Source organism: Mammaliicoccus vitulinus (genome assembly GCF_029024305.1).
Lineage (GTDB): Bacteria > Bacillota > Bacilli > Staphylococcales > Staphylococcaceae > Mammaliicoccus > Mammaliicoccus vitulinus.
The window spans coordinates 881715-899095 of record NZ_CP118974.1 but is presented as its reverse complement, the minus strand read 5'-3'; the positions used below and the strand labels follow the sequence as shown (position 1 = coordinate 899095).

Here is a 17381-nt window from a genome sequence, read left to right as displayed (position 1 = left end):
AATTGAATGTTAAGTAAACATTCAAAACTGAATACAATATGTCCACGCTAATCCCATGACCTAATGGTCATTCCGTAATATCCTTAGAAAGGAGGTGATCCAGCCGCACCTTCCGATACGGCTACCTTGTTACGACTTCACCCCAATCATCTGTCCCACCTTCGACGGCTAGCTCCTAATAAAAGGTTACTCCACCGGCTTCGGGTGTTACAAACTCTCGTGGTGTGACGGGCGGTGTGTACAAGACCCGGGAACGTATTCACCGTAGCATGCTGATCTACGATTACTAGCGATTCCAGCTTCATGTAGTCGAGTTGCAGACTACAATCCGAACTGAGAATAATTTTATGGGATTTGCTTGACCTCGCGGTTTCGCTGCCCTTTGTATTATCCATTGTAGCACGTGTGTAGCCCAAATCATAAGGGGCATGATGATTTGACGTCATCCCCACCTTCCTCCGGTTTGTCACCGGCAGTCAACCTAGAGTGCCCAACTTAATGATGGCAACTAAGCTTAAGGGTTGCGCTCGTTGCGGGACTTAACCCAACATCTCACGACACGAGCTGACGACAACCATGCACCACCTGTCACTTTGTCCCCCGAAGGGGAAGACTCTATCTCTAGAGCGATCAAAGGATGTCAAGATTTGGTAAGGTTCTTCGCGTTGCTTCGAATTAAACCACATGCTCCACCGCTTGTGCGGGTCCCCGTCAATTCCTTTGAGTTTCAACCTTGCGGTCGTACTCCCCAGGCGGAGTGCTTAATGCGTTAGCTGCAGCACTAAGGGGCGGAAACCCCCTAACACTTAGCACTCATCGTTTACGGCGTGGACTACCAGGGTATCTAATCCTGTTTGATCCCCACGCTTTCGCACATCAGCGTCAGTTACAGACCAGAGAGCCGCCTTCGCCACTGGTGTTCCTCCATATCTCTGCGCATTTCACCGCTACACATGGAATTCCACTCTCCTCTTCTGCACTCAAGTTCCCCAGTTTCCAATGACCTTCCACGGTTGAGCCGTGGACTTTCACATCAGACTTAAGAAACCGCCTACGCGCGCTTTACGCCCAATAATTCCGGATAACGCTTGCCACCTACGTATTACCGCGGCTGCTGGCACGTAGTTAGCCGTGGCTTTCTGGTTAGGTACCGTCAAGACTTGTTCAGTTACTAACAAATTTGTTCTTCCCTAACAACAGAGTTTTACGATCCTAAGACCTTCATCACTCACGCGGCGTTGCTCCGTCAGGCTTTCGCCCATTGCGGAAGATTCCCTACTGCTGCCTCCCGTAGGAGTCTGGACCGTGTCTCAGTTCCAGTGTGGCCGATCACCCTCTCAGGTCGGCTACGTATCGTCGCCTTGGTAAGCCATTACCTTACCAACTAGCTAATACGGCGCGGGTCCATCTATAAGTGACAGCCGAAGCCGTCTTTCACTATTGAACCATGCGGTTCAAAATATTATCAGGTATTAGCCCCGGTTTCCCGGAGTTATCCCAGTCTTATAGGTAGGTTACCCACGTGTTACTCACCCGTCCGCCGCTAACATCAGAGAAGCAAGCTTCTCATCTGTTCGCTCGACTTGCATGTATTAGGCACGCCGCCAGCGTTCATCCTGAGCCAGGATCAAACTCTCCATAATAGAAGTAAGCTTGATTAGCTCATCTTTGATTGGTTGAGCCAATCACTCTTTGAAGTACTTTCAGTACTCAATTATCGGAATTAAACGTTGACATATTGTCATTCAGTTTTCAATGTTCATTTTAACCGCTACAAGAATCAATTATACCAGTTATTAAATATCAATGCAAGTATTATTTTTAAAAAATAATATTTTGTTTTTTTTTGGAAGTGACTAATCTTTTCAAGCTGTCATTTCTGAATCAATCAACTTGCATAATTTATATTACATTGTTATTTGGTTAATTTCAAGCGTCAAATTTACACTTTGTTAACCTTTTTAACAATCAATTTATTTTGTTTCGTCTGTCTGTTTTGACGACTTTTATAATATATCAAGATATAACGGCTACGTCAACGATTTCTACACACAAATTCGTGTATTTTTTCGCTTTATAAGGTACTATATATTTTAATAGAAATTATGCTATACTTTATCAGTATTAAATAGTATGGAGGGAATAGAATTGAAGCTATTTCGTAAGAAACCTACTAGTAAAATTAACAGAATAAGATCTTTTGCATTAGGATTAATCTTTTTAGGGATGATTGTAATGTATGTAGGTGTATTCTTCTTTTACTATTTCAAAAGCCAAATTGTATTTAGTATTTTCTTAGTTCTGGGGATGTTGGCTCTTGGTTTATCTTTTGTGGTGTATTTTTGGATAGGTATGTTAAGCTCTCGTACAATACAAGTTCAATGTCCAAACTGTGATCATTATACAAAAATGTTGGGACGCGCAGATATATGTGCGAATTGTAACCAACCTCTTACTTTGGACAAGAACCTAGAAGGCAAGACATTTAACCAAGATTATAATAACAAACGTAAATCTAAGAAGTTAGAAGAACAGGAAATTGCAGATACTAATGAAGAAAAGAAAAAAAGCTAAAGGTAAATTACCTTTAGCTTTTTCTTTATTTATTCTTACTTTGACATTCTGGACAAACACCATATATTTCCATTCTGTGGTGAGTAACTGAAAAACTCGTAACGTGTTGAGCTAATTGTTCAACCTCATCTAATCTCGGGTAATGAAAATCAGATATCTTACCACATTGATCACAAATGATATGATAATGATTATGCGTTTCAAAATCAAAACGGCTTGAAGCATCACCATACGTTAATTCTTTAACAAGCCCAGTCTCTTTAAAAACTTTTAAGTTATTATAAACTGTAGCAACACTCATATTTGGAAATTGTGGTGAAAGTGACTGATAAATTTCATCAGCAGTAGGATGACTATCTGTTTCAATTAAATATTGAAGAATCGATTGACGCTGTGGTGTAATTCTAACACCTGTACTTCGTAAAGTACCAATTGCATCGTCTAACATGTGTTCAACATTCTCAACATTTTGTTGCATCCTTACACCCACCTTCTAATTTATAATGATTATTATTTATAATATATCCCTTTTATTAGCAATTTGTCAAACAATTAATCAGTATCCTGCTTTTGAATTAACTTCATTAAATAATGATTTTAAATTCCCATTAATTATTTGATTTAAATTTTCAACAAGTATGTCAGTGCTTCTCTTTAAGTTATTTCCATCATTTCCAGAAATATGAGCCGTTATAAACACGTTATCCATATCATATAATTTAGAAGTGGCTGGTAAAGGTTCTTCTTCAAACACATCAATAGAAGCATATCTGATTTCTTTATTAATCAATGCTTCTACTAGTACCGCTTCTTTTACAACGGTTCCTCTTCCTACATTAATAAAGTGGGCGTCTGCTTTCATATGTTCAAAGTCTGCTTTTTGTAACAAATGAATTGTATCTTCAGTTTCTGGTAATACATTCACTATGAAGTCTGCTTTATTAAAAACTTGACGTCTTTCTTCTATAGAATATACTTCATCAAATCCTGAAACGTCATGACCAGTTGTATTTATACCGATTACCTTCATATTAAATGCTTTTGCTACTTCTGCAGTTCTTTCTGGAATTTTTCCTGTTCCAAGAAATAATATTGTTTTGTCATTGATTGAATCAGGGCTTAACTTATGATTAAACGCCCTTTTCTTCTGTGATTCATATGTTTCTTTAAATAACTTGATATCATTTAAGATATAAGCGAATATGAATTCTGCTATTTGTATAGCATGTACGCCTTTTGCATTCGTTAATTTAATATTTCTTTTATTAATGTAATCTAAAGGTAATTGATTTACCCCTGTTGCGAACCAAGCGATTAGTTTAAGCTGTTTACACTTATCTAAAAATGTTTCATCTACTTCACTATGATAGCTAACTAATACATCAGCGTCTTTAAGTACTTCTTCATCTGCCAAGTTAGGATGCTTATAAAATGTGAACTCTATATTAGGAAATGTTTCTTTTAGTCTTTCTTCTTGATCTTTTAACCTCATTAAAGTTACGACCTTCATCTATATCATCCCTTTATAATGTTTTTCAACTCTTCTATTTGTGTTTTGACTTTCACTTTCTCGATGATATGTTTTACTACCCCTTCTTCATCTAACACAAATGTCGTTCTAACAATCCCCATTGATTCTTTACCAAACGATTTCTTCAGTTGATATACGCCTAGTTCATCTGATAGTTTATAATCTTCATCAACTAACAAATCAAAATTTAAGTTATGCTTATTAGAGAAATTAGAATGTTTCTTTTCACTATCACCACTGATTCCGTATACTTTAGTATTTAAATCGTTGAAAAGCTCTAAATTATCTCTAAAATCACAAGCTTCTGTCGTACAAGTTGGCGTATTATCTCTTGGATAAAAATATACAACACTTTTACTTCCTTTTAAGTCCTTACTGCTTACAATTTCACCATTTTGATTTTTTAATTCGAATTCTGGAAATTTCTCACCAATTTGTATCATGATTTGCACTCCTTATAAACGATAGTTACTCCATTTTATGATACGATATAAATGAAAATAATTAAATTAAAAGAGGTTGATAACATGAATTTTGCAAAAAGTGAATATTTACAAACACTTTCAGACGAATATATTTTAGGTGGTGTTAATTCCCCTTCTCGCTCATACAAAGCAGTTGGTGGAGGTGCACCGGTCGTTATGAAAAAAGCTAAAGGCGCATATTTCTATGATGTAGATGACAATAAGTACATTGATTACTTACAAGCTTATGGTCCTATCATTGCAGGTCACGCACATCCACACATTACAGAAGCGATTAAAAATGCAGCAGAGGACGGTGTATTATTCGGAACTCCTACAGAATATGAAATTACTTTTGCTAAAAAATTACGCCATGCAATTCCGTCATTAGAAAAAATTAGATTTGTTAATTCAGGTACTGAGGCAGTGATGACTACTATTAGAGTTGCCCGCGCTTATACAAATCGTGATAAAATCATAAAATTCGCTGGTTGTTATCATGGTCATTCAGACCTTGTTCTTGTAGCAGCAGGTAGTGGCCCTTCACAACTGGGCACGCCAGACTCAGCTGGTGTTCCAAAAAGTGTAGCGCAAGAAGTTATTACTGTTCCATTTAATGATGTCGATTCTTTTAAAGAAGCGATGGATCATTGGGGAGATCAAGTTGCAGGTGTATTAGTAGAACCTATTGTTGGTAACTTTGGTATGGTTGAACCGAAAGAAGGATTTTTAGAAGCAGTAAATGACATCACACATGAACACGGTGGATTAGTTATTTACGACGAGGTGATAACTGCATTTAGATTCCATTACGGAGCTGCTCAAGATTTACTAGGTGTATATCCCGACTTAACAGCATTTGGTAAAGTCATTGGTGGGGGTTTACCTATAGGTGCTTATGGTGGAAGACAAGAAATTATGGAACATGTCGCACCATTAGGACCTGCATATCAAGCTGGTACAATGGCTGGAAACCCACTTTCAATGAGAGCTGGTATCGCATTGTTAGAAATTTTAGAACAACCTGGTGTCTATGAGAAGTTAGATCAACTAGGTCAGCAATTAGAAGATGGTTTACTAGAACTCATTGAAAAACACAAAGTTCAAGCAACAGTCAACAGAGTAAAAGGTGCTTTAACATTATACTTTACGGATGAAAAAATAGAAAACTATGTACAAGCTGAAAATACTGACGGTGAAAAATTTGCGAAGTTCTTTAAAGCTATGTTAAACCAAGGTATTAATTTAGCGCCTTCTAAATATGAAGCGTGGTTTATAACGACAGAACATACAGAAGAAGACATAAAACAGACATTAAATGCTGCTGATTACGCATTATCTCAACTATAAACTTGAAAAGTTATTAAAAACAATGTATAACCAATATATACTAGGCTTGTGATATTTATTACAACCCTGTTTTAATAACAAAAAGGAATGGTTCTATGAAATTTGGGGCAAGAATATTTAAAACTGGTATCGCTATTGTCCTAGCAATATTTCTAGCAAATTTACTGCCAGGACCAACATTGATAACATCAATAGCTGGTGTAGCTGCTATGGTTGCCATGCAACCAAGCGTTTATCGCTCTTTTAAAACGATAGTAGAGCAATTTCAAGGTAATGTGATAGGTGCCATAACTGCCGTTACAATATTTTCAATATTTGGTAACAACGTCGTCTTTATTGGTTTAACGGCAGTCATCATCATTTCAATACTATATAAATTCAATCTACAACATGTTTCTAACTTAGCTGTTGTTACAGCTTTAATCATACTTGGGCATCATGAAGGTGATTTCTATATATCTGCCATCTACCGATTTCTACTAGTCATGATTGGGGTACTAAGTGCTTTTATCGTTAACTTCACTTTTCTACCACCAAAGTTTGAAACAAAAATGTACTATAATTCATTGAATATATCTACTGACATATTCAAATGGTTTAGATTAGTCTTAAATGGTACGACTGAATTTCATTATGTAAAGCAAGATTTAGAAACGATAAGAACGAGAATCGTAAAGCTCGAACAATTTTATCTTTATTATAAAGAAGAAAGAGCATACACTAAAAAACAAGCTTTTAGTCAAATGCGAAAAAAGATTCTTTTCAAAGAAATAATTGCAGCTACACGAAGAGCATATGAAGTTCTACGTAAAATGAATCGTTACGAAAATGATATTCACAATCTAAATGATGATTTAAAGGTACAAATGAAATTTGAACTCGATGAACTAATGGCACAACACGAACAAATATTGGTTAGAATATCACAAAAAGCTAAACATGACATTGACCAAGTTCCAGATTATTTAGTTGAACCTTATAAAGAAGATTTAATGAAGATATTTATAAAAGACATTACTAATAATCCAAATCAAGAAGATTATTACATCGAAAATGTCATGCAAGTCTTATCAGCAATGCTTGATTACAAAGCTACTATACTTCACTTAGACAAACTATCATCTAGTTACTTTAAATATCATCCCGAAGATAGTGACATTCAAATTGAAGATGAAGACTTTGACCTATAAAAATAGAGTCTCGGACATAAATGTCCTAAACTATAATGATTTTTTAAAGTGCATGCTTGCCTGGGGGTATGGTTCGAGCCTGTAGTCTCTCTCACATACTATTCCCCCGGGCGTCAGCACTTTAAAAAACCAGAAATATAAAATCACCCAATCCGTTGGAATCATTTTCGGATTGGGTGATTTATTTTAAGTTGGGATTTATATTCCAAACTCTATTTTTTGATTTAATTTTCTTTATTTTTTGATTTAATTTTCTTTATATAAGGACTTTTTGTATTCTATGATATTCATTAAGTCACCATTATAACTTCTATACAGTAAATGATGCTCTCTTATTTGATTTGGACTTTTCACGCCAACTGCAGCTGCTAAATTAAATAGTCCCTCATGTAAACTCACAATATAATTTGAAACTCTATATTCTTTTTCTGACACAACTAATGCTGTTTCTTTTTTAGGATCAGTAGTAGCTACGCCAACGGGACAATTATTTGTATGACATTGTTGCGCCATAATGCACCCTACATTAATCATTAAACTTCTTGCCACATTTACAAGATCAGCGCCTAACCCTAAAGCAATTGCTATTTGGTCTGGTGTAATTAATTTTCCTGAAGCAAACACTTTAACTTTGTCTCTAATTTTATGTTTTTTCAATTCTACATCTAATATTGGCAAAGCTGTAAATAATGGTAACCCTACAGTATCAACGAGTTCTTGAAATGTTGCGCCTGTTCCACCTTCTCCACCATCTACAGTTATGAAATCAGGAATAATATTCGTCGAAACCATATCATGAATTAATAATTTTAAATCGTTTATATTACCTACAACAATTTTAATTCCAACAGGTTTATCGGATAACCTTCTTAACTTCTCTACAAATTCAAGTAGTTCTTTATTATTATGAAGAAACTCGAATCGGTTCGGTGAATTCACCGTTTCAAATGGTGTCACATTTCTTATTTTTGCAATTTCTTCTGTGACTTTTTGACCTTCAATATGACCGCCTCTTGTTTTTGCACCTTGAGCTAATTTTAATTCAAATGCTTTAACTTGCTTTATATTCGCTTTTTCAACAAATTCTTTTTCATCAAAGTTCCCATCTTCATCTCTCACACCAAATAGTCCGGGTCCAATTTGGAAGATGATATCACAATTTCCAGATAAATGATGTTCACTTAATCCACCTTCACCTGTATTCATCCACGAACCGCTTCTTCCTAACCCTTTAGATAAAGCTGTTATTGCATTTTTACCTAATGCGCCATAACTCATTCCCGACTGTCCTACCAATCTTTTCGCAATAAATGGATGCTTTAAGTTCTCCCCAATGATGATTTCATTGTTATGGGTCAAATTATATGGCTCAACTTCTTGTTGAATTTGACTCTCTTTTCGATCAAAAAGTCCTTCGTTTGAAATATTATAAATATATGTAGACATTATTTCGTCTTGATTAATTTCTAATTCGTCATGATCTACAGGAAACATAGCATTCTGCAAATAAAAACCTGGTTCTTCAAACTTTCTTAACGAACCAAAACTTTCTATTCTATTTTTATATTTTCCAGGCATAACCATATTTAAATACTGTTTTCTAGAAAAAGGTTTACCATCATTATCATTCAAAATAAGATATTGTCTTAACTCAGGTCCAATCATTTCAAGAAAGTATCGGACTCTACCTAATAAAGGATAATTTCTTAATACACTGTGATGTTTTTGCCTTTTATCTATAATGTAAAGCGATATACACGTAATCAAAGCACCTATGATAATTACAAAGAACAAAATATTCACGATCAGTTGCAATATATTTAAAAAGCTCATAAAAAATCCCCCTTATTCTATCTCTATCATGTTAATGATAGCATAAAATAAGGAGGTATTGTAATATTACCCGAACGATTGAATACTATATAAATTGTAATAACTACCTTTAGCTTGCATTAATTCTTTATGTGATCCTACTTCTTCAATATGACCATTTTGAATTACTACAATCTTATCAGCATGTGTAATCGTAGATAATCTGTGCGCGACGATCAGTGTTGTTCTTTCTGAGCTTAATATTTCTAAAGCATCTTGAATAATTTTTTCACTTTCTAAATCAAGGGCACTTGTAGCTTCATCTAAAACTAAAACAGGTGGATTATTAAGGAAAATTCTAGCGATAGAAACGCGTTGTTTTTGACCACCAGATAATTTCACACCTCGTTCGCCAACTTCTGTATCATATCCATTTGGTAAAGACATAATAAAGTCATGAGCATTAGCTTTCTTACTTGCTGCAATAACTTCTTCATCAGTAGCATCTGGTTTACCAAGTAGAATATTTTCTTTTATTGAATCAGAAAAAAGGATATTATCTTGTTCTACCATTCCAACTTGATTTCTAAGACTTTCAGTAGTGAAATCTTTTACGTTATGATGATCAATCCTGATACTACCTTTTGTAACATCATAAAACCTAGGAAGTAAACTAATCAAAGTAGATTTACCGCCACCACTCATACCGACAAAGGCAACTGTTTCACCCTTTTTAATATCAAGGTTAATATCAGTAAGCACATCATCTTCATATTCGTTGTATTTAAATGAAACATTTTCAAATGCTATATGTCCATCTTTAATTCTAATTTCTTTCGCATCGTCTTCATTTTTCACGTCATATTTTTCGTCGAACAGATGAAACACCCTGTCCATTGATGCAATACTTTGTGTCAAAGTTGTAGATGATGCTACTAATCTTCTTAACGGTCCGTATAATTGTTCTAAGTATGCAACAAATGCAGCTAACGTACCTACTGTTAAATTACCTTGTATCACGAGAAACCCACCGAAACCTACAACAATTAATGGTCCGATATCTGTCACTGTATTAATAACTGCAAAAGATTTAGCATTCCATTTAGTATGGTCAGTAGCTTTAGTTAAGAAATTTTGGTTTCTTACGTCGAATCTTTTTTCTTCATTTTTTTCAATGGCAAAACTTTTAATCACTGACATTCCTGAAACTCGTTCATGTAAAAAGCCTTGTAGTTCTGCTAAACTTTGAGATCTTCTTCGCGTAAGGCTACGTAATCTTCCGAAGAAATAATAGATGCTGAAAATAAATACAGGGAATATCGCGATTGCTGAAAAAGTAAGCTTAACATCTAGAACAAACATAATGCTAAGTGCAATTATAATTGTAACTAGATCTAACCAGACGTTCATTAAACCAGTTAGTATGAAGTCTTTCGTTTGTTCAACATCGTTTATCACTCTAGATATGATTTCTCCTGCTTTGTTATTAGCATAAAATCTAGAACTGAGTGCTTGTAAATGTGTATATAATTTTTTTCGAATATCATAAAGAATTTTATTAGATGTCCATTGCGCTAAATATTGTCTGAAATATTCTATTGGTGGTCTTAAAACCACAAAAATAAATCCCATAATTAGCATCGCATAAGCTAATTTTTCTGTTTTTTGCCCAATAGATAATGCCCCATTATTGATTACATCATCAATAACATATTTTATTAATAATGGCATCAATAATGGAATCCCAAATTTTAAAATTCCAATGATAATCGTACCTACAATATGCCATTTATATGGTTTCACGAATTGTAAATACCTTTTAATCATTTCCGTTCCCCCAATCATAGTCCAAACGAAACAGCCTAGCTTTTGCTAGGCTGCTATGTTTTCATTCTCATGAATTTCGTCTATCAATTGAATGAAATCTTTCTTGCCAAACTTTAATAAAGTCTGGCGCAAATGGTCCTTTTTTACGTTCAATCCATTGTTGTAGAATATCAACATTTCTTTTTAGAATTGCATCAATGTCTTTAGGATAATTCATTTGCTTCATATGTTGACGATATTCATCTTCGTCCAACAAATGATACTTTCCACTTGGATAAACTTTGATGTCTAAATCATAATCGATATATTTAATAGCTTCTTCATCACAAACAAAAGGTGAAGATAAATTACAATAATAATAAACACCATCATCGCGGAACATACAAATTACATTAAACCAATACTCTGCATGGAAATAAACAATCGCTGGCTCCCTTGTTACCCAAGTTCGACCATCACTTTCTGTTACGAGTGTTCGATTATTCCCACCGATAATAACATGACTCGTACCTTTAAGAACTGTTGTTTCTGACCATACACGATGTATATTACCATCATGTTTATAACTTTGCACTTTAATTACTTGGCCCTCTTTTGGTATGGATTCTTTGACCATGTTCCACACCACCTTTTAATTATTTACCAAGTTATTATAACATATTAAAAATAATAAGCTAAAATTATGTTTGTTTTTAATTTACGTGTTAACTTCATTAAAAATTTTAGACATGGACGTTGAGAATGATAACTTTTCTTTTTCGTCTTTCTTCATCCATTTATAAGGCGGTTCAAATGATTGCTTCTGAGTATATGCTCTGTATACTTTCATGTTCCATGTCATATGTGTGAATACATGTTTCGTTGTGAACATAGGCTCTTCTTGAACATCAATGACCGCATCTAGTTCTTCTTCAATACTATGAATGCTATCTTCAGCATCGAACATTGGAAATTCCCACATGCTATTTAATAACTTAGTATCTCTTTGACGTACTAGAATCTCTCCAGCACTATTTGTAATATATAATACTGAATAATCAACTGTTTTTTTCTTCGCTTTTTTCGTTTTAACTGGTAATTCAGATACTCGACCTTCAGCAAAAGCTGAACAATGTTTTTGTACAGGACACATAATACATAAAGTTTTCTTTGGCGTACAAATTGTAGCACCTAATTCCATCATTGCCTGATTAAAATCACCTGACTCGCTTTTAACAAATGGTTGTAATTCCTCTTCGAATATTTTTTTCGTTTTTGGTGCTGCTATATCACGATCATTGCAAGTCAATCTACTCCAAACACGCAATACATTACCATCAACTGCTGGTATAGGGTGATTGTGGACGATACTCATCACTGCTGCGTTAGTATAAGGCCCTACCCCTTTTAACTTTTTAAACTCTTCTGGATTATCTGGAACAATTCCATCGTATTTATTGTGAACTTCTTTAACTGCTTCATGAAAATTTCTCACTCTTGAATAGTACCCTAGACCTTCCCAATACTTCAAAACATCATCTTCTTTAGATTCACTTAGTGCTTGAATTGTAGGAAAGCGGTCTATAAACGCATTATAATAAGGTCTTACAGTATTGACTTGTGTTTGCTGCAGCATAACTTCGCTCAACCAAATATAATAAGGGTTAGTAGTCTCTCTCCATGGCATCTGTCTCTTATTTTCATGAAACCAGTTGAGTAAATCGTCTTTAAATTCTTTCGTTTCTATCATTTATGACACTACTTTCTTGTGAATTACTTTCGGATTACTATACTTATGCTATATAATATATATCATATAGATTAAAGTAAAGTGGTGATTTTTATGGATACTGGTACACATGTTGTTATGGGCGTTGCATTGACGGGTCTTGCGACATTAGACCCAAATGTTACACCTACATTTACTGCAGTTGCAACGGGTATTATGATTGGATCTCAAATACCCGATATAGATACTGTCTTGAAATTTAAAAATAATGCAATATACGTTAAGAACCATAGAGGTATAACACATTCCATTCCTTTCACACTATTATGGCCCTTAATTCTAACCTTTCTAATTTTCGTTATATTTCCAGGGGTAGATGTTTTGCATATTTGGTTGTGGACACAGTTTGCTGTATTCTTTCATGTTTTTGTTGATATCTTTAACTCATATGGTACACAAGCGCTAAGGCCTATATCTAATAAGTGGATTCAGTTAAGTATTATCAATACCTTTGATCCCATTATTTTTGTAGCACACTTAGTTGCGATTTTATTTTGGACACTTGGTGTTCATCCAAGTATTGCTTTCGGTACATTATATGCCTTATTAGCATTTTATTATGTATTGCGTTTCATGTTACAAAAAGCGATTAAAAATCAAGCATTGAAACAAATACAACAAGAACATAATCCTGTCAAAATATTCGTTGCACCAACAATCAGGTTTATGGAGTGGCGAATAGCGATACAAACAGAAACACATGATTATGTCGGACGAAGCTATGGCCGTAACGTTGCGTTTAATGATGTTTTCAAAAGACAATCATTCCCTAATGATCATATTATGGCCTATGCAAAACATGATGAAAACTTAAGATCATTTTTAAGCTTTAGTTCCATTTATCGTTGGGAAGTCACTAGAATTGATAAAAAAACGACTGAACTGCGCTTTATTGATTTGAGATATTTAAAAAATGGACACTATCCATTCGTAGCAATATTACATTTAGATGATGATATGAAAGTAACGTCTTCATATATCGGATGGGTATTTACTGAAGAAAAATTAATGAAAAAACTAGAAGCATAATGAATTACAGTGATTATTTCACTTCTCAATACAACACGATCCTGGGACATAAATGTCCTAAACTATAATGATTTTGAAAAGTGCATGCTTGCCTGGGGTATGGCTCGAGCCTGTAGTCTCTCTCACATACTATTCCCCCGGGCGTCAGCACTTTACAAAATCAGAAATATAAAATCACCCAATCCGAAAATGATTTCAACGGATTGGGTGATTTATTTTAAGTTGAGATTTACGTCCAAATTCGTGTTTTTAATTTTTAAAATAACTACTACTTTTTAAACTTCTAGGCCATATCTCCTAGATTTTTTTATTTGAAATATTTTGTTTTATAAGCTCTGTTCACGTTTATCCAAGCTAAATAGATAAATGCTACTTCAAAATAGAACAGTATATGATACGGTAAATTCGTTACTGAAGCATTCCCAAGAATCATTGACTGTTGAAAACCATTAATAATATAAAATAACGGATTCAATTTTAATACGTTTACCCAAACTGCATACATATTATCAGGTACGTACAAGATAGGAACAATAAACAATAACAATATTAATAACCCAAAAACGATAAATCTTGTAGAATACATATACTTACCAAGCACACCAATCATAGAAGCTATCGGTACAAGTAAAATATATGCCATTACTAAATAATAAAAGAACCCTAAATGATTGATTTCAATTATATTAGTCGTACTCGTTGAAACAATGCCTGTCACTGTCACGATAATTAAAAATATAATCATCGTGAGTAGCACTTGAGCAGATGCACCAACGTAATATGGTACTGATAAACGATTGTATAAAGCACCTTGTTTTCTAACCGTCTTTTCAGCATTAAAGAGCGATAAAAATATCCACATATAAGAAAAAAGTCCGATTAATTTAAAATAAGAAGTTGATTTTTCTACGTCTATCGCGTCACTTATCATCAATTTAATATAGGTGATTAACAATAGTAGCAACATAATAGCAAAGGCAGATAAATAGTATTTATAATGATTTTTAACTTCAAAGAAGCAATATTTGATCATATGTGGAAAATGTTTAATATGTTGTTCAAATAGTTCGTTCATATGGTCCTCCTACAATTGAATAAATATCCATTTATTTTCTTCTAAATCTGCTATCATAAATCCATCTTTAGATTTTACTACCCAAGTATCACTTGTAATATTAAATTTATCAATCAGTTTTTGTTTATCTTTAATGTCAAAAGTAAAACCAGTTAATACGTTATCACTATTGAAAACCATATGCACTTTTTGACCTTCCATTTGTTCATTGAAACGGTTAGCCTTATCAGCTGTTATCGTTTCTGAAACTTGTTTATGACTTTTATGCATAAAGCTGTTGTAAAAATCTATATAGTTTAAGTAACTACCATCAACATAATCTTCTAAATCCGCCCAATCAACATCTTCATAAAGTCCTGCTGGATTAAAGAAATACAAATTGTTCTTCTTAGATATATAGGCTTTATCATCTACTTCGAGTCTATAGTTTGATTGATTCTCTCCAGTTACATCTAAAAAGCTATATTGTGGTACTTTCATTTTTTCTCCGTTAGATGAAGGCGTTAGTTCAGTATCATGCTTTAAAGATAGAACATAAGCAGATTTATCTATGTATTTAGGTTCACTATTCGTCGTGATGACTTGTTTAGTTGTTACTTCTTTATCAGTCTGAGAGTTACCTACACCTACAAACATAAATAACGCTGCTAAAGTTGCACCAATTAAAAATGTAATGCCGTAAAATATCATTTTCTCAATGGACTTAGGAATTCGTCCATATTGATATTTACGCATTCTTTTATATCCTCCACCTTGTGCAACTGGTAATTCTTGCTTAGATATTTTCCATTTCAAATCATATAATTCTTTTTGGTTTTTATCTTGAATTTGATTGTATTTCTTTTGATAATCACGATAAAAAGTCAATACTTCTTTAACCGTACCTTCTTTTCTAACTTGACCATACGTTAACCAAATAAGATAATTACTCATTTTTTCAATTGAATGTAAATGATCATCTATTAATACAGCCGCTCTATCATATTCTTTCTGCTCATTTAAAAATTCATTGAATCTTTTTTGATAGTATTCATCTAAATATTGAATAATATTCGTGAAAATTGCTACTGTTGGTCTCATATACTTGGCAATACTTATTAATAATTGAGCATATTCTGCTTCATCTATTTCTTGGCAAGTCTTTGAACCTTTATCGCTTAACTTTGCAAAGCTTAAAATTTGTCTTTGAATTGTAGGAATATCTCTAACGCTAACACCCGATAAGCTCAAAGTTCTAATTACCATTTCATTGAGTGTTTGATGGTCTTCTGATTTATGAGCAACATCTGCTAAAAATGTTTGTTCATTGTTCCTTACTTTACCTAAATTAGGTGCTACTTCTTTAATCATCAGCTTACTAATCATTTCTTTACCTGATTCGTGATCACCGATAATACCCAGTACTTCACCTCTATATAAATGAACAGTTACATTTTTTAGCACGATATTTTTGTTCAAATGTTTTAACTTGAATAATGATTTAAATTTATTTTGTTGTTTATTTTCGTAGTAATATTTAGTTGCGTTTACAACTCTTAGTAATATTTGCTGTGTCATTCTGCACCACCATTATAGTTGTAGAAGACTTACAGGAATGCCTTCTTCAATTTTTGAACCTTTTAATCTAAATCCCCAAGCAAATACACCATTTATTCTTTCTACTTTAAAGTAGCTAGGTGTGTCACCTACTAAACCATATACTTTTCCTACTTCTATTTTAGAAGTATCTACAAGGTAACTTTCTGCTATGAGCGCTTTTCTTTTATAAACTTCATATTCATTTAGTATACCCATCATTTCTGATTTTCTCATCTTTTCTCTATATTCCGCGATGACCGTTTTAAGTTCGTATTCATTCATTTCTACTAATTTTTTATCATTATTCATCTACAATACCACTTTCTCTTAATTTGTCATTAATCATATCAAAAGTATACCCTTTTCTAATTAAAGCTTGAATTACGTGAGATTTAAGTTCATATCCATTATATTTCTTTTGATATTTATTATATACCTTTTCTAAATCTTTCATCAAAATATTTTCTACATTGTCAGATGTCGGTTCAATGTTTAAATCCGATAGATGCTCATTTATTAGTGAAAAAGCATATCCTCTTTGTTGTAACGTTTGAACAATTGATTGTTTAAGCCGATTTGGAGGTTGTTTCTTTTTTTGCATAATTTTTTTTGCAATTTCGGGAATTCGATCTTCTGCCATTTCCATTTCAAATTTTTCTTTATATGTGAAAATTAAATCTGCTTCTATCCCTTTTTCTTTAGCAACTCTTTCAAAATGATCTGGACCTTTGTCAGTTGTCTTCAATATTGTGTTCTTTAAACTTTCGATATAATCTTCGTGATTTATGTATTTATTAGATTCACAGTAATCTATTACTTGAGAAATTAAATCTATAGAGTATTCTTTATCCGCTAAATATTTCTCGATTTCTAATTTCGTTCTCTTCTTATGAGATAAGTATACAATCGCTTGATTTAGCGCTTGTCTATATTGGTCATAATCTTTAATTTCTTGTAACTTGCTTTTCGTTAGTTCTAAATCTTTTTTTAAATTAAAGTAGATGTATGTAGCTTGATCAATACCCATTTCAAATTCATTATTTATAAATAAATTTAGACGCTCTTTGTTTTTCTTCTGCACTTCAATTTTAGTAATTTTAAGCACTTTACATCCCTCCACACATATATATAGGATACAATAAAACACACTGAGTTTAAAAGTTTAATCACTTAACTCAGTGTG

At 33.5% G+C, this 17381-nt stretch carries 15 protein-coding genes and 1 rRNA gene; 4 read left to right on the top strand and 12 right to left on the bottom strand.

All coding sequences use genetic code 11. The features are described 5' to 3' along the window. Positions 1-87 precede the first annotated feature (87 nt). Positions 88-1643 (bottom strand): 16S ribosomal RNA (locus tag PYW35_RS04445). Between the two features lie 490 nt (positions 1644-2133). Here PYW35_RS04445 and PYW35_RS04440 point away from each other — a divergent pair. After that, a complete protein-coding gene (locus tag PYW35_RS04440; protein WP_040808625.1) occupies positions 2134-2574 on the top strand; it encodes a YgzB family protein in 441 nt (146 codons plus the stop codon). Between the two features lie 25 nt (positions 2575-2599). Here PYW35_RS04440 and perR read toward each other — a convergent pair whose 3' ends face one another. From perR to bcp, 3 genes are all read right to left on the bottom strand, one after another. After that, on the bottom strand, positions 2600-3052 hold the full coding sequence (gene perR / locus PYW35_RS04435; RefSeq protein WP_016913035.1) for a peroxide-responsive transcriptional repressor PerR: 453 nt from the start codon (positions 3050-3052) through the stop codon (positions 2600-2602). Positions 3053-3130: 78 nt separating this feature from the next. Next, complete coding sequence (locus PYW35_RS04430) at positions 3131-4084, bottom strand: phosphoglycerate dehydrogenase (RefSeq protein WP_103322944.1); 954 nt, start codon at positions 4082-4084, stop codon at positions 3131-3133. Positions 4085-4089: 5 nt separating this feature from the next. Beyond that, positions 4090-4548 carry a thioredoxin-dependent thiol peroxidase gene (gene bcp, locus PYW35_RS04425; protein WP_016913033.1) on the bottom strand — a complete coding sequence of 153 codons (459 nt, stop codon included), beginning with the start codon at positions 4546-4548 and terminating at the stop codon, positions 4090-4092. Between the two features lie 84 nt (positions 4549-4632). Between bcp and PYW35_RS04420 the strand changes: the two genes are divergently transcribed. Both PYW35_RS04420 and PYW35_RS04415 read left to right on the top strand, forming a co-directional pair. Next, positions 4633-5919 carry a glutamate-1-semialdehyde 2,1-aminomutase gene (locus tag PYW35_RS04420; protein ID WP_016913032.1) on the top strand — a complete coding sequence of 429 codons (1287 nt, stop codon included), beginning with the start codon at positions 4633-4635 and terminating at the stop codon, positions 5917-5919. A 95-nt stretch (positions 5920-6014) separates the two neighbouring features. Next, positions 6015-7109, top strand: a complete 1095-nt coding sequence (locus tag PYW35_RS04415) for an FUSC family protein (RefSeq protein ID WP_016913031.1) — start codon at positions 6015-6017, stop codon at positions 7107-7109. Between the two features lie 246 nt (positions 7110-7355). Here the strand turns inward: PYW35_RS04415 and PYW35_RS04410 are convergent, their stop codons facing one another. The 4 genes from PYW35_RS04410 to mutY all read right to left on the bottom strand — a co-directional run bounded on the left by PYW35_RS04410 (position 7356) and on the right by mutY (position 12477). Continuing rightward, positions 7356-8942: an FMN-binding glutamate synthase family protein gene (locus tag PYW35_RS04410; protein ID WP_103322943.1), complete on the bottom strand. Its 1587-nt coding sequence runs from the start codon at positions 8940-8942 to the stop codon at positions 7356-7358. A 66-nt stretch (positions 8943-9008) separates the two neighbouring features. After that, on the bottom strand, positions 9009-10748 hold the full coding sequence (locus PYW35_RS04405) for an ABC transporter ATP-binding protein (protein ID WP_016912910.1): 1740 nt from the start codon (positions 10746-10748) through the stop codon (positions 9009-9011). A 67-nt stretch (positions 10749-10815) separates the two neighbouring features. Further along, positions 10816-11364 carry a nucleoside tri-diphosphate phosphatase gene (gene ntdP / locus PYW35_RS04400; RefSeq protein ID WP_016912911.1) on the bottom strand — a complete coding sequence of 183 codons (549 nt, stop codon included), beginning with the start codon at positions 11362-11364 and terminating at the stop codon, positions 10816-10818. An 81-nt stretch (positions 11365-11445) separates the two neighbouring features. Further along, on the bottom strand, positions 11446-12477 hold the full coding sequence (gene mutY, locus PYW35_RS04395; RefSeq protein ID WP_103322942.1) for an A/G-specific adenine glycosylase: 1032 nt from the start codon (positions 12475-12477) through the stop codon (positions 11446-11448). Positions 12478-12570: 93 nt separating this feature from the next. On the opposite strand from mutY, the gene PYW35_RS04390 reads away from it, so the two are divergent. Further along, entirely contained in the window at positions 12571-13545 is a 975-nt protein-coding gene (locus tag PYW35_RS04390) for a metal-dependent hydrolase (protein ID WP_016912913.1), read from the top strand. 307 nt (positions 13546-13852) lie between these two features. Here PYW35_RS04390 and PYW35_RS04385 read toward each other — a convergent pair whose 3' ends face one another. Genes PYW35_RS04385 through recX form a run of 4 tightly spaced genes read right to left on the bottom strand, consistent with a single transcriptional unit; the run spans position 13853 to position 17303 of the window. Next, a complete protein-coding gene (locus tag PYW35_RS04385) occupies positions 13853-14620 on the bottom strand; it encodes an ABC transporter permease (RefSeq protein ID WP_016912874.1) in 768 nt (255 codons plus the stop codon). A 9-nt stretch (positions 14621-14629) separates the two neighbouring features. Further along, a complete protein-coding gene (locus PYW35_RS04380) occupies positions 14630-16177 on the bottom strand; it encodes an ABC transporter ATP-binding protein (RefSeq protein ID WP_016912875.1) in 1548 nt (515 codons plus the stop codon). A 12-nt stretch (positions 16178-16189) separates the two neighbouring features. Beyond that, positions 16190-16507 carry a YfhH family protein gene (locus PYW35_RS04375; RefSeq protein ID WP_016912876.1) on the bottom strand — a complete coding sequence of 106 codons (318 nt, stop codon included), beginning with the start codon at positions 16505-16507 and terminating at the stop codon, positions 16190-16192. Continuing rightward, complete coding sequence (gene recX, locus PYW35_RS04370; protein WP_016912877.1) at positions 16500-17303, bottom strand: recombination regulator RecX; 804 nt, start codon at positions 17301-17303, stop codon at positions 16500-16502. Before recX ends, PYW35_RS04375 begins: the two co-directional genes overlap by 8 nt. Positions 17304-17381: the final 78 nt, after the last annotated feature.